General features: G+C 42.8%; 13 protein-coding genes. 10 read left to right on the top strand and 3 right to left on the bottom strand.

The genetic code is table 11. From position 1 onward, the window contains the following. The first annotated feature begins 198 nt into the window (after nt 1-198). From A5875_RS12330 to A5875_RS12290, 9 genes are all read left to right on the top strand, one after another. Entirely contained in the window at nt 199-1,716 is a 1,518-nt protein-coding gene (locus tag A5875_RS12330) for a zinc ABC transporter substrate-binding protein AdcA (RefSeq protein WP_088933873.1), read from the top strand. Nucleotides 1,717-1,735: 19 nt separating this feature from the next. Continuing rightward, nucleotides 1,736-1,852: a putative metal homeostasis protein gene (locus A5875_RS12325; protein ID WP_088933872.1), complete on the top strand. Its 117-nt coding sequence runs from the start codon at nt 1,736-1,738 to the stop codon at nt 1,850-1,852. A gap of 234 nt (nt 1,853-2,086) precedes the next feature. Further along, nucleotides 2,087-3,835, top strand: a complete 1,749-nt coding sequence (locus A5875_RS12320; protein WP_088933871.1) for an ABC transporter ATP-binding protein — start codon at nt 2,087-2,089, stop codon at nt 3,833-3,835. A 1-nt stretch (nt 3,836) separates the two neighbouring features. Next, nucleotides 3,837-5,576 carry an ABC transporter ATP-binding protein gene (locus A5875_RS12315; RefSeq protein WP_088933870.1) on the top strand — a complete coding sequence of 580 codons (1,740 nt, stop codon included), beginning with the start codon at nt 3,837-3,839 and terminating at the stop codon, nt 5,574-5,576. A gap of 26 nt (nt 5,577-5,602) precedes the next feature. Beyond that, the gene (locus A5875_RS12310; RefSeq protein WP_088933869.1) at nt 5,603-6,208 is read left to right on the top strand and encodes an MptD family putative ECF transporter S component; all 606 of its coding nucleotides are present in this window, start codon (nt 5,603-5,605) and stop codon (nt 6,206-6,208) included. Nucleotides 6,209-6,224: 16 nt separating this feature from the next. Next, nucleotides 6,225-6,917: an energy-coupling factor transporter transmembrane component T gene (locus A5875_RS12305; protein WP_088933868.1), complete on the top strand. Its 693-nt coding sequence runs from the start codon at nt 6,225-6,227 to the stop codon at nt 6,915-6,917. Further along, nucleotides 6,918-8,369 (top strand): ABC transporter ATP-binding protein, encoded by a 1,452-nt coding sequence (locus A5875_RS12300; protein ID WP_088933867.1) that lies wholly within the window; start codon nt 6,918-6,920, stop codon nt 8,367-8,369. 178 nt (nt 8,370-8,547) lie between these two features. Next, nucleotides 8,548-9,591 carry a YibE/F family protein gene (locus A5875_RS12295; RefSeq protein ID WP_088933866.1) on the top strand — a complete coding sequence of 348 codons (1,044 nt, stop codon included), beginning with the start codon at nt 8,548-8,550 and terminating at the stop codon, nt 9,589-9,591. Further along, nucleotides 9,588-10,346 carry a YibE/F family protein gene (locus A5875_RS12290; protein ID WP_088933865.1) on the top strand — a complete coding sequence of 253 codons (759 nt, stop codon included), beginning with the start codon at nt 9,588-9,590 and terminating at the stop codon, nt 10,344-10,346. Before A5875_RS12295 ends, A5875_RS12290 begins: the two co-directional genes overlap by 4 nt. Before the next feature lie 68 nt (nt 10,347-10,414). Here the strand turns inward: A5875_RS12290 and A5875_RS12285 are convergent, their stop codons facing one another. Both A5875_RS12285 and A5875_RS12280 read right to left on the bottom strand, forming a co-directional pair. Next, nucleotides 10,415-11,086: a DUF1905 domain-containing protein gene (locus A5875_RS12285; RefSeq protein ID WP_088933864.1), complete on the bottom strand. Its 672-nt coding sequence runs from the start codon at nt 11,084-11,086 to the stop codon at nt 10,415-10,417. 17 nt (nt 11,087-11,103) lie between these two features. Next, on the bottom strand, nt 11,104-11,610 hold the full coding sequence (locus A5875_RS12280) for a TetR/AcrR family transcriptional regulator (protein ID WP_088933863.1): 507 nt from the start codon (nt 11,608-11,610) through the stop codon (nt 11,104-11,106). A gap of 111 nt (nt 11,611-11,721) precedes the next feature. Between A5875_RS12280 and A5875_RS12275 the strand changes: the two genes are divergently transcribed. Further along, nucleotides 11,722-12,672 (top strand): alpha/beta fold hydrolase, encoded by a 951-nt coding sequence (locus A5875_RS12275; protein ID WP_088933862.1) that lies wholly within the window; start codon nt 11,722-11,724, stop codon nt 12,670-12,672. Between the two features lie 5 nt (nt 12,673-12,677). Here A5875_RS12275 and A5875_RS12270 read toward each other — a convergent pair whose 3' ends face one another. Next, a complete protein-coding gene (locus tag A5875_RS12270) occupies nt 12,678-13,517 on the bottom strand; it encodes an aldo/keto reductase (RefSeq protein ID WP_088933861.1) in 840 nt (279 codons plus the stop codon). Nucleotides 13,518-13,942 lie beyond the last annotated feature (425 nt).

Raw genomic sequence — 13,942 nt, 5'->3', positions numbered from 1 at the left:
CGTAACGGTTACGCTTTGCGTTCTGCAAATAGTAATGGATAAATCAAGTCTATTTGATGAACGATTGCAAAATGGTATTGTGGGGATCATTTTGCAGCGGCGATTCGATTTTAGCTAAAACAACTTGTATAAAGCAGGTGATGTTTTTTTAACGTGAGGCGCTTAGTTTGCGAATTCAAAAGAAGAGAGAGGTCTGAAATGAAGAAATTAGGATTTATTGTGATTAGTTTGCTGGCACTTGTCGGTTTAGGTGCCTGCAAGGGAAATCAGGCGGCAACAGAGCATAAGAATGACAAGCTGCAGATCGTCACTACTTTTTATCCGATGTATGATTTTACGAAAAATATCGTTGGCGATGCGGGCGACGTCAGCTTGCTGATACCAGCTGGTTCGGAACCGCATGATTATGAACCGTCAGCCAAAGACATGGCGAAAATCACTGAAGCGGATGTCTTTGTTTATCATAACGAGAACATGGAAACATGGGTACCAAAGGCGGCCAAGTCTTGGAAGAAAGGGGCTCCGAATGTTATCGAGGGGACGAAGGGGATGCTTTTATTGCCGGGCGGCGAGGAAGAGCATGAACACAGCGGCGAAGAAGATCATCATCATGAACTAGATCCTCATACGTGGGTGTCACCGCATCGCGCGATCAAGGAAGTTACCTCGATCAAAGATCAATTGATTAAATTGTATCCAGAGAAGAAGACTGAATTTGAAGCGAATGCAAAAAAATATCTAGCGAAGCTTGAGACATTGGACCAAGAATTTTCAGCTTCGCTGAAAAATGCCCAGCAAAAGAATTTCGTTACACAGCATACAGCGTTTGGTTATTTGGCATTGGATTACGGCTTGAATCAAGTCGGTATTTCCGGACTTAACCCGGATCAGGAACCTGATCCTTCGCGTATCGCAGAGTTGAAGCATTATGTTGAAGACAATGAGATCAAGTACATTTATTTCGAGAACAACAACCAAGGAAAAGCCGCACAAACACTTGCGGATGAAACCAAGGTCAAGCTGGAGGTTCTCAATCCGCTAGAAAGTTTGACGAAAAAGCAACTAGATGCGGGCGAGGATTACGTATCTGTGATGAAAGAAAATCTAGCTGCCTTAAAGAAAACGACGGAGGCTGCGGGCAAAGAAATCAAACCACTTGAGGAAACGAAGACCGAGCAAACGACCTATAACGGCTATTTCAAAGATTCACAGGTCAAGGATCGCAAATTATCTGACTATGCAGGGGATTGGCAATCGGTTTATCCTTTGCTGAAGGATGGAAGCTTGGATCAGGTTTTTGATTATAAAGCAAAGCTGAAAAAGGATAAGACTGCGACAGAGTATAAGTCCTATTATGAAAAAGGCTATAAGACCGATGTGGATGAGATCAAAATTACGGATAAGCAAATTGATTTTATAGTCGGCGGCAAGAATCACAAATATACCTACGAATATGCAGGACATGAAATTCTGACATACGAAAAAGGCAACCGCGGGGTACGCTTCACCTTTGAAACCAAGGACCCTGATGCTGGCGAGTATAAATATGTTCAGTTCAGCGATCACGGCATCGCTCCTGCCAAAGCCGCACATTTCCATATTTATTTTGGCGGTGAAAGTCAAAAGGCCCTGTTTAACGAGCTGGATAATTGGCCGACCTATTACCCAAGCAAAATGAGCAGTCATGCGATCGCTCAAGAAATGCTGGCACACTAATTATTGGGAGGTAGCTTTCATGGAAAAGACCGATCTAGCCAGTGCTTATCGCCGCTTGAAAAGTCCCAACATCAAGACGCGCAAGCGGGCGCTGAAAATCATCAAAGAAGCCAAAAGAAATCAATCAAAGAAATAATCGAATCTATCTCCTTTTTAGGAGATAGATTCTGTTATTTATAAGCGACTCTTAAAAGAAAATATGTATCTAAACTCCCAAAGCAACGCTCTGCTAGCAGCTAGTTTGTGCAATAAAATGCAAAAGAATATTGTAAACAGCCAGAAAAAGTGGTTAAATGAGAATGAATCTCATTATCATTTGAGTTTCGCAGTTGTTGGTAAATTAGTTAAAAGTGAGAAAGGAGTTAGATAGATGAAAGATGAATCGGTATTGATTCGTTACATCAAGAAGAAGAAAGGCTTGTTAACCGTATCAGGAATTTTGGCGACAATTTCGACAGTGGTACAGTTCATTCCTTTTTACAGTATTTATAAAATCATTGAGTTATTGATGATCGGTGATTATTCAGCCAGTGGAATGATTCACTGGAGTTTAGTTTCTATGGGAAGCGTGTTGGCCGGGGTGATTTTGTTATATGCCTCTTCCATGTGTTCGCATGTCGCCGCTTTTGATATTTTGTATGAAATTCGAATGGATATTCTGCAGCATTTATCAAAGGTTTCAATGGGCTATTTCACACGAAAATCGAGCGGTCAATTAATGAAGATCATTGATCAATGTGTAGAAAAAATGGAGTCGTTTATCGCACATCAAATTCCGGATATAGTTTCGGCGTTGATATTTCCATTGGTTTATATCGGTTTGATGCTGAAAATTGATTGGCGCTTAGGCTTAATGTCGCTAGTACCGCTTTTTCTGGCAGTCGGCATTTATTCATATTTGATGGGAAATACAATGAAGAACAATAAGGTGAAGCAATATCATGACGCACTAGAAGCGATGAATAGTAATGGTGTGGAATATGTGCGGGCAATGCCGGCGGTCAAGGTCTTTGGTTTATCCGTTGGGAACTTCAAACGATTCCATCAAAGCATCAAGGATTATCGGAATTTAGTCATGGATTGGTCGAATGGTTTTCGTTCTGGCTATGTTCTGTTTACTACTTTAATAACATCTGTTGTTTTGTTCGTGATGCCCTTTGGCGCTTTTTTGATCAGTCAAAGTCCGCAAGACAAAACGCTGTCGCTAACAGTGATGATGTTTATTATTTTAGCTTCAGGAACGACCGGACCCTTTATGAAATTAATGTATGCGGCCTCTACCTTCAGCAATGTTAATGAAGGGGTCAAACGGGTCGATGAGATTTTCGCTGAGGCGCCGGTGATCGAAAAAGAGACAACCACGAACTTTTCGGGTAATGGGATTTCATTTGAAGAGGTTTCGTTTGCTTATACCAAAGGAAATCCTGTACTGAAAAAAGTCAGCTTTGAACTGCAGCCCAATACGATGAACGCCTTAGTTGGACCCTCTGGCGGCGGGAAAAGTACGATTGCTCAATTGCTTTTACGTTTTTATGATCCGACAGAAGGTGCGATCAAAATCGGCGGGACCGATATTCGGGAGGTTACGATCGATACCTTGATGCGGGACGTTTCTTTTGTTTTCCAAGATGTCACTCTATTCAATGACACGATCGCAGCCAATATCCGAATGGGCAACAAAAATGCGAGCTTGGAGGAAGTTCGCTGGGCAGCGCAATTAGCCCGCTGTGATGAATTTATTCAAGCGCTGGAAAATGGGTATGACACGATGATTGGTGAGCAGGGAGTTTTTCTATCCAAGGGTGAAGCGCAGCGGATCTCGATTGCGCGGGCGCTGTTGAAAAATTCGCCGATTTTAGTTTTAGATGAAGCCACTGCTTATGCGGATGCAGAAAATGAAGTGTATATCCAGCAAGCGATCAGTGAGCTTGTTAAGGGGAAAACCGTTTTGATTATCGCGCATCGCCTGTGGACGATCCAGCATGTCGATCAAATTTTAGTTTGCGACAAGGGCGAGATCCAAGCCGCTGGAACCCATGATGAATTATTGGTAAGCAATCCGCTTTATCAAAAATTGTGGACGATCAACGAAGAGACCAAAGATTGGGAGGTGAAGTAGGATGAAAGAGGCAATTTACAATATTACTTCGGGCGAACCGAAATCATTAGCTCAATCAACTTTTTGGGCGACGCTGGAATCGATCGCGCGCCTGCTGCCGGCGGTCATTGCTTTTTACGGTATTTTTGAATTGTACGAATCCTATCAGCAAAATCGTCCGTTAGACACACGTCTCTATCTTTATTTGCTGCTTGCCAGTGTCGTGTGGTTTGGGGTACAGGTCTTGATCTCCACGATCGCATATGACAGACAGTATACAGCCGCTTATGATGTGTCGGAAAAAGGCCGGACCAAATTAGCCAATCATTTGCGAAATCTTTCGTTGGGCTTTTTAGATAGTCGCGATCCTGGTGATTTAACAACGATGATGCTGGGAGACTATACTCTGTTAGAAACCGCGGTTTCTCATCTGGTGCCGCAAGCACTGGGTGCAGTCATTCTATTATTTATGGCGTTTGTTTCGTTATGCTTGATTGATTGGCGGATGACGCTGTGTCTATATGCGATGCTGCCGATTGTCTTGCTTATAGTCAAAGGATCAAATATTTTAATGAACAAACTTGGCGGCCGCCACATTCAAGCGAAGGTCGAAAGTGCTTCTCGTCTTCAAGAATATTTGCAGGGAATCAAAGAGATCAAAGCTTATTCATTAGGCGGTCAGCAGTTTGCCAGAATTCAGCAGGCGTTTGATAATCTGCGGAAGGAATCGATTCGGATCGAAGGCGTGTTAGGCCCTGTTGTAATGGTGGCTATTTCTCTTTTACGGATGGGCTTGCCGATCCTAGTTTTCATGGGTTCTTATCTGCTGGCGCAACGAAGCTTGGTCGAGTCGGTATTCTTAGTCTTTATCGTGGTAGCCAGCCGTATCTATGATCCCTTCACTACATTGATGATCAATTACACAGAGATGCGTTATGCCTTGATCAGCGGTGAACGAATTATGGCGATTCGAAATCAGCCGGAGGTGCAGGGAACAGAAGAGCTGAATGATGATTATACGATTCGTTTTAACGATGTTGGCTTTGCTTATAAAGAAGAGCCCGTTTTGCAAAACATTAATTTAGAGATTCATCCTAGAACATTGACCGCTTTGGTGGGCCCGTCTGGCAGCGGGAAATCTACGATCGTGAAACTTTTGGCGCGTTTCTACGATGCTCAAACAGGGGTCATTGAAATCGGCGGAAAGAATCTCACGACGGTGAATCCAGAAAATCTATATGGTCATTTATCGATGGTTTTTCAGGATGTCTATCTATTTAAGGATACGATCTTAAATAATATTCGTGTCGGCAAACAGGAGGCGACCTTTGAAGAAGTGGTGGAAGCGGCTAAAAAGGCGCATTGCCATGAATTTATCAGCGCTCTTCCAGACGGCTACGACACACTGGTCGGTGAAGGCGGATCAACACTGTCCGGCGGTGAGAAGCAGCGAATCAGTATTGCCCGCGCATTCATTAAGCAATCAGAAATCATTTTGCTGGATGAAGCGACGGCTGCTCTCGACTTAGAAAATGAGGCAGGGGTTCAGCGAGCGATCAAAAATCTGGTCGCAGACAAAACAGTTGTCGTCATCGCTCACCGATTAAAAACGGTCATGAATGCCGATCAAATCGTTGTATTGGAAAAAGGAAAAGTTGCGGCAAAGGGAAAACACCCTGATCTGTACCAAACCTGCGAGCTTTACCGCACCTTAGTCGACATGCAAAATGAAGCGACGAATTGGAAATTTAGCAAAGAGTAATTCCTTAATAGAAAAAAGGAGACACGATGAAAAAGAAAAAAACAGCTACGCTTATCTCAAAAGATTATTTAACGATCGGTTTATATACAGTCGTTGGATTTGTTGTCATGATGGTCTTATCCATGGCGACCTTGCCGTTTATGGCCTGGTTCTATCCGTATGCGACGGCCTTTGTACTATTTTTTACTTGCCCGATTTATTTATTGATGGCCTTCAAGGTAGGGAAAAAAGGCACGCTGCTGCTTTTCGGTGCCATCAACGGAGTGTTTTATGCCATCATGGGAACCATTTATATTTTGCCGATCACACTTTTAGGCGGCTTCATCGGTGAAGTGATTTTAGCCAAAACCGACGGCTATCGAAAATTAGGTCCGCAAACGATTGCGTTTACGATCTACAATTTATTGTATGGTTTTTCTAATTACATTATCTTGGCTATTTCTGCCGATTACTATTTTAAAATGATGGAAAATACCGGCTACACCGATAATCATCTTGAGTATCTGACGGCCCCATTTTGGATCGTGATTTCGACTGTCGCGTTAATCGCTGCAATCTGCTTAGGCTGTCTCTTTGGTTACAAGCTGCTGAATAAGCATTTTGTAAAAGCAGGCGTGATCAAATCTGCCTAGCTTGGAGGAGCCGCTTATGAAAAAAAGTATTGATCCAAGAATCCAATTTCTGCTCTTGATAGTTCAAAGTGTTTTGGTGCTGTGTGCCGGAATGGGGCAATTGATTCTACTGAATGTCTTTGCACTATTTTATTTAGTGTATGCGGGTCTGTATCAAACGGCTTGTAAAATGGGGGCGGTGATTGCAGCGACAGTGGCATTGTATGGTTATATGCTGCTGTCGGATCAGCAATGGGTGAAATTTCTGGGCTTTTTATGTTTCCTCGTTCTGCGTTTTGGGCCGGTGATCATAATGGCTCGAGTGCTGCAGGAGGTGCCGACGGGGCATTTGATGGCTGCGATGCAATCATTGCGGCTGCCGAAAAATTTTATTCTCACGTTAGCTGTGACCTTGCGCTTTTTTCCGATCATTAAAATGGAGAACGATACGATTCAAATGTCGGCTCGCTTACGAGGGCTTTCTTATTCACAGCCGAGAAATTGGCTGCGCCCGCTGCAGGTTTTTGAATATACCTTTGTTCCTTTAATGATGCGAACGATGAAGATCGCAGATGAACTGACCGCTTCGGCGATGACTAAAGGAATCGACTGTCCCGATCAGCGGACCTCGATTTACCAGACCCGCTTAACCAGCAAAGATTTGATTCTGGTCGCACTTTTTAGCGGCTATATGGTTTGTATTTTTACGTTTAACTTTTTGGAGGTCTAGATGATAGAAACAGCGATCAAGTTAGCAAATATCACTTTTAGTTATGACGCGGAGGAATCGCAGCTGAAAAATCTTTCGTTGGAGATCGAAAAAGGAGAATGCGTTCTGGTGACCGGGGCTTCAGGCTGCGGGAAAACGACTTTGACCCGCCTGATCAATGGACTGATCCCTCATTATTATGAAGGAGAACTGACTGGCGAGCTTCATTTAAATGGCAAAAATGCACGGGGGCTGGAGGAGTGGGAATACGGCCAGCAAGTAGGAAGTGTCTTTCAGGATGCCCGTTCGCAATTTTTTACCTCCAATGTGTTAGATGAATTGGCCTTTGCCTCGGAGAATTATGGTCTTGAAGCAGAAAGAATTAATCAACGGATCGAAGCGGTGCTGAAGCAGAATCAAATAGATTATTTAAAGAAGCGCAAGCTGGCCCAGCTTTCGAGCGGTGAAAAGCAAAAGGTTGCGATGGGGGCAGTGGAAGTTCATTCACCTGAGATCTTCGTATTGGATGAACCCTCGGCAAATTTAGATAATCAAGGCAATGCACAGTTAGCCGCCACAGTGAAGCAGCTGAAGCAAGCCGGCAAAACGATTTTGATCGCGGATCATCGAATCCATTATTTGATGGAGGTTGTGGATCGGGTGGTTTACCTGGCAAAAGGCGAAGTTAATGCCCAATGGACGATCGATGAGTTCCGACAGCTTTCAAAAACGGTGCTGCACTCCTTTGACATTCGTGAGAAACAGGAAGTTTATATCTCGGAGCTGTTAAGAGAGGAAAATCAGGAGCCGGCTTTTTTAGCCTTGCAGAATTTAACGATCGGCTACCATCGTTTAGCGCCTAGTCTGATCAAAGACCTTAATTTAACTTTGGCGAAAGGCGAGATCGCTCTAATTACTGGTGAAAACGGTTTGGGTAAAACTACTTTGGCTCGCACGCTTTGCGGATTGAATAAAGAACAGGCAGGCTCGATCAGTATCAATGGCCAGCTGCAAACCGCCAAAAAACGCCGTGAAAAATGCTGGTTCGTATTACAAGACGCCGATTATCAGCTGTTCTCTGATAGTGTTCTAAATGAACTGCTGCTGGGAACGAAAAAGACGGAGGAAAATTTAGTAAAAGCAGAGCGCCTGCTTAAAGAACTAAATCTCTGGAAGCTCAAGGAACAGCATCCGGCGACCTTATCCGGCGGACAAAAGCAGCGTTTGGTGTTTGCGGTGGGCTTGATGCGGGAACCGGAGCTGCTGATTTTAGACGAGCCGACATCGGGGCTGGATGCCGGAAATATGCGGCGGGTCCAACGAATGATCGTCGATTATGCCAATAAAGGCATTACCTTTGTGATCATTACCCATGATCTGGAATTTGCCAAAGGCTTCGGACGGCGCACGATCCAGCTAGAAAAAGCCGCCAGCAGCAAGCTTCAACCTTCCGACTTAGCAGTATTTAAATAGAAGGAAAGACTTCAAGTTAGTAACTACAACTGGCTTGAAGTCTTTTTTGCCGCTAGAAGTGCTGAAAAGCAAATGTCTAATTAAAGATTCAACTAAATATTCATAATGTTTGTTTTACAGGTATGCCTAACTTTATTGTTAGATGGTAGAATGAATGGGAACTAGAATGGAGGATTCCATGAAAAAGAATCTAACGTACATAATCGCTTTAGCCGCTATTATCCTGCTGGGCTTTTTTATTCAAACCAAGAGCTATATTTTTTACTCAGAGCCGGTGCTGCGGGTGGAGGAGGTTGAGGCGAACGCTTCAGAGCAAACACAAAAAATAAAAGGAAAATTACTGAACCAAAAGGGCAGCGTCACATTAGAAACGACCTATTATGAGAATGAAAGTGTCTCCCCGTTATACCGCAAAGGGAATCAGCTGATTTTACAAAAGTCAGATAATTATTGGCGGGTTCTCTCAATGAAACGCGACGGCTATGTCTTTATTCTGATTGGTCTGTTTATTTTGATTGTGTTGTTCATCAGCGGAAAAGGAGGGATTCGTGCATTGATCGGCTTAGCGCTAAATAGCGGATTGCTGCTATTCTTTTTATGGCTCAGTCAACAAAACAGCCGTTTATCCCTCATGCTTTTGATGGTAGTTTTCACCTTCATTGCGGTGTTTGTGGCAATGGGGACTTCTTACGGATTTAAAAAACTTGATGGCCGGAAAATCTTTGGGACATTGGTGAGTGTTTTTGCGGCTTTTCTGATTTGTTTAATCGCGATGAATTTATTGAAGGACGAAGGGCTGCGCTACGAAGAAATGCAATTTATCACTCGGCCATATCGTTCGGTCTTTTTAGCGGGCTTGTTGATCGGGGCGATCGGAGCCAGCATGGACAATGTCGTGACGATCATTTCTGCTTTGGATGAGATCCGCGCCCAAAATGAGCAGCTTCCATTAAAAAAGCTGGTGCGATCCGGCCGGGAAATCGCGCAGGATACGGCTTCGTCGATGATCAATGTTTTGCTGTTCGCTTATCTCAGCGGAGCGATTCCCTCGGTCGTCTTTTATCTGGCGAACGGTTGGAATTTTTCTGAGGTGATCGGGATGCATCTGTCTCTAGAAATCTTGCGGACTTTATGCGGCGGCTTTGCGATCGTATTATCTGTTCCGGCAGCCTTATTCGCCTTTAGTCTGGCTGAAAAACTGGGAAGGAGGCAGGTGCGATGAGTGTTTTGATCTGTCTTACCTTGATCTTGATGGGTTTGATGCTGCTGATTTTTCAAAAAAGCGCCATCTACATGATTACCGGGACATTTGCTAATTTTGTCTTGTTTATCCTGCTTTTGTATTTATTTAGCAAAGGCTTGCCGGTTTATCCTGTGACCTTTTTGATTTTTCTAGGTGTAACGGTCGTGACGCTGTTTTACATCAATGACTTTAATCAAAAAACCAAGGCGGCCTTTCTTTGTGTCTTGTTTTTCCTCGTCGCCTTTACTTTGGTCACATTGCCGCTTATTCAGCTGGTTAAGGTCCACGGCTTTGCGATAGAGGAATTAGATGAATTGCAGATGATGGATTTTTCAGTCTCTGTTCCTTTTGCCGCTCTCAATCTCTCGATTATTTTAATGAGTTTTTCGGGAGCCGTGATTGACAGCAGTATTGCCGTCAGCAGTTCGACTTATGAAATCTATCGACGGACGGAAAAACTTACGTTTAAAGAATTGGTCGCTTCCAGCATGACTGTCGTTCATGAAATATTAAGCTCGACGATCAATACGCTGCTGTTTGCTTTTATGGGTTCCAGTCTGGCGCTGATTATTTGGATTCAAGATTTGAATTATTCCTTTCTTGAGATCATCAACTCAAAAGCCTTTGTCGGCGAGCTGTTGATTAGTTTGCTGACCGGGATGGCGGCGGTGATCATTTTGCCGATTACGTCGCTGGTTTCCAGCTATATCTTTTATCATCAGTATTTTAAATAGATCAAAGCCGCTTAAATTGCTGAATCACTCAGTAATTTAAGCGGCTTTTTCTAGGAATGCTGGATCACTTACGGACTAAAAATTTCTAAATAGCTGATGATTCGTTCGGGATCATAACTTGCACGTATTCCTGATGTAGGATCATAGTATTTTCCATTGAAGTAAATCAATAGATGGCTCAACTTATCGTCGTCTGCCTTTACGTTTAATAAACACAAATTTGGCAGGTGAGAAAATTTATACTTTTGATAGCTCATTTTGTCGGCATGCTTTAGTCTAAAATAATCTAGGGTTTCGATTACTTTACTCAAAGAAGCCTGCCATTTTTTGGCCTGCATGATCGTCATGATTTCTTCTAGCGGCAGTCCGCTCAGCATGGCTAGACAGGCCTGCCCGCATAAGCCCTCATCAGGCTGTAAAACCAGATTGATTGTGTCGATTGTTCGAATGGGCTGATTGTAGGGACTATGCTGGTTGATACGGGATAATTGTTTTAGAATCTCAAAGGAGCAGGCATAGTGAGTCATGACCGGCAGCTGTTGATAATATTTTTTGGCGATCGGAATATAATACTCTCCGTGTCCCTTAGGAATCAGTTTGCATTCGAAAGTAATTTCTTCAATGGCGACTTTCACCGGAATGTTTCCTTTGGTCTCACAAACCTCCCACACATTAAAAGGTATTTTTATAAAATGGCGCTTTCCTTCCTGCAGGCAGTGTCCCTCAAATTCATACAACATAGTATCCCTCCTCCTTTTTATTTCAGAAATGCAGCACAGATTTTGGCTAACTCGGCGGGGCGTTCCTTTGCGCCATTTTCGATCCAGGTGTAGAGAATCGACCAAAAGATTCCAGTAGTGAAGGCATTGGCATACTTTGCGGTCGAGGGATCGAGCTTCGCCCGACGAATGTAGGCCGCATTCAATTGCGGAATGCGCTGCTGGTATTGCTTGAATAGATAAAGCATTAAATCATTCTTATAGAGGATTTTCAATTGGGCGTAGTGCTGCCGCCAAAAAGAGAAATGATAATAGATCAAGGTTTCAAAATTTGAGGCACTGTAATTTTTCTCAAAAGCGGCGTATTCTGAAAAAAGTATTTCGACGGCGCGTTCCAAGACTTCTTCTTTATTTTTAAAATAGCGGTAAAAGGTTTTTCTGCCGATTGCTGCTTCTTGAGCAATCTGAGTAACTGTGATCAATGAAAAATCATCGACTTCCATCACCGCAAATAGACTTGCAATAATTTGAGCTTCTTTTCCCATGAGGACCTCCTGACACACTTATAGTTAATCTGTTTCATTTGATTGAAACGAGTTGAGTTCTTTTCTAAACTATAACTATATGACACAGGTGTGTCAATGGAGGAAATAGCGATGGAAAAGTATGGAAAATGGTATCTAATCAACGGTGTAAAACAGTACATTCAAATAATCAGCGAAAATTTAGCCAATCCGCTGTTGATTTATCTGCATGGCGGACCGGGAGATGCGGCGCTGCCCTTGATCGAACATTTTAATCTGGATTTGGCAAAAAAATACACACTGGTTATTTGGGAGCAGCGGGGTGCTGGAAAATCCTATTATCCCTTTAAAGCAGATGAAGAAATTACGATTGACACACTTGTGTCAGACTTGAAAGTTTTGGTTGAACGGCTTCTTAGTGAGCGGAATGAGCAGCAAGCGTGTCTAATGGGTCATTCGTGGGGCAGTATTATTGGTATGGAATTTATCAAGCGTTACCCTGAATGGATTGACCACTATATTGGTGTCGGGCAGGTGATCAGTTCTCAGGAAATGTTTGCGGATAGCCGGGCTTATATTCTGGAGCATTCCTCCAGCACAGCAGTTAAGCAACGAATTTCTTCTATTGATACCCATTTTGATCAAGGGGAGTGGTTCGACGATCTGATGTATTTTATGAATCAGTTGATCAAGACGGGCGGTTCGCTTTATGGAAAAAAATCGTATGCGGGTTTTTATCCTCACTTTATTCGTTCTAAAAATTATACGCTGCGGGATTGTGTTCACCGCATCCAAGGCTCGAAGCAATCGATTGAACGATTGTGGCAGGAAGTAGCGCGGGTCGATTTTACGAATGAGAGGAAATTTGAAGTGCCGATTATTTTGATTGAGGGCGAGCAGGATTATCATGTCTCAAAAAGGGTCGCCTTTGATTTTTATCAAAAACTCGAATCGCCTAAAAGCTTTATCTGCATGAAGTCAGCCGCTCACTTTCCTCAATGGACGCGAGCGGCTGCCTTCAATCAAGTGGTGAATGAGTTGGAAGTTCCTTCAACTGAGACAGGGATTTATCTAGAGGTTTAATCGAACTAAAAATCAAACGCCTCTGGATCAGGTCCGCTGCGTAAAGATTCGTTTAATTGATTTAAACGCATCATATCCGTTTCATCTAATGCAAAATCAAATACAGCGGCATTGCTTTGCATCCGTTTTTCGTGGACCGATTTTACAACGAGTAAAATATCTTGTTGAATGTCCCAACGCAGGATGATCTGTGCCGGTGTTTTTTGATGCTTTTCAGCGATCGTCTTAATAGTAGGATCAGCCAATAATTTACCCTGCATCAAAGGCGACCATGCTTGGACCTTGATATCGTGTGTTTCGCAGAAGTCCCGCAGCGCCTGTTGGGATAATTTTGGATGCAGCTCGAATTGGTTGACTACGGGAACGACTTTAGCGAAGGCCAATAATTCTTCTAAATGATGGATCTCGAAATTGCTGACACCGATCGCTTTGATTTTTCCAGAGGCATAAAGATCTTCTAAAGCGTGCCAAGCTTCTTTGAAGGCGTCCTTTCCGGGCCAATGAATCAAATAGAGGTCTAAATAATCTAACGCTAGACGATCCAGTGTTTCTTCGAATGCGCTGATGGTTTCAGCGTAAGTCAAATGATCGTTCCAAACCTTAGAGGTCACGAATAAATCTTCTCGGCTTAGTCCTTTTGCGGCTAGGCCTTTTTTGATCCCGATCCCCGTTCCCGTTTCATTGCCATAGATTTGAGCAGTATCAATCAAACGATAGCCGTTGCTGATCCCCTTGCTGACTACTTCCGCAGTATCTTCATCAGGAATTTGAAAAACCCCTAAGCCTAAGCCGGGAATTTCTGTTCCGTTGTTAAATGTCACTTTGTCTGTTAATGAATGAATCATGAAAAAGCCCCCTTATAGATTTCTGAGCCTAGTATAGGGGGGCGCTTCACAGATGTATAGTACGTACTTTTAAGTGTCATAGGTACAAAAAGGTGTCCTTTGTATCAGTAAAAGAATGAGGGAAATAAAAAAATTGCGGCTTGATTCTTGAGAATTATAAAGTAACAAAGGTTATTTTATTCCGTTCAAAAGAATAAATTAACATGATGTCCTTTTTTGTAAACCTAATAATAGTTTTAAGATGTTAATTTATTAAAGAGTTCTAATAAAAATAAAGATTACTTATCAAAAGCAGGAACAGTTAAATATTGAGGGAAATAAAAAAATTGCGGCTTGATTCTTGAGAATTATAAAGTAACAAAGGTTATTTTATTCCGTTCAAAAGAATAAATTAACATGATGTCCTTTTTTGTAAACCTAATAAT

Origin of the sequence: Enterococcus sp. 3H8_DIV0648 (assembly GCF_002140655.1) — a bacterium.
In the GTDB taxonomy this organism is placed as follows: Bacteria; Bacillota; Bacilli; order Lactobacillales; family Enterococcaceae; genus Enterococcus_A; species Enterococcus_A hulanensis.
This window is presented reverse-complemented; position numbering and strand designations above follow the sequence as displayed.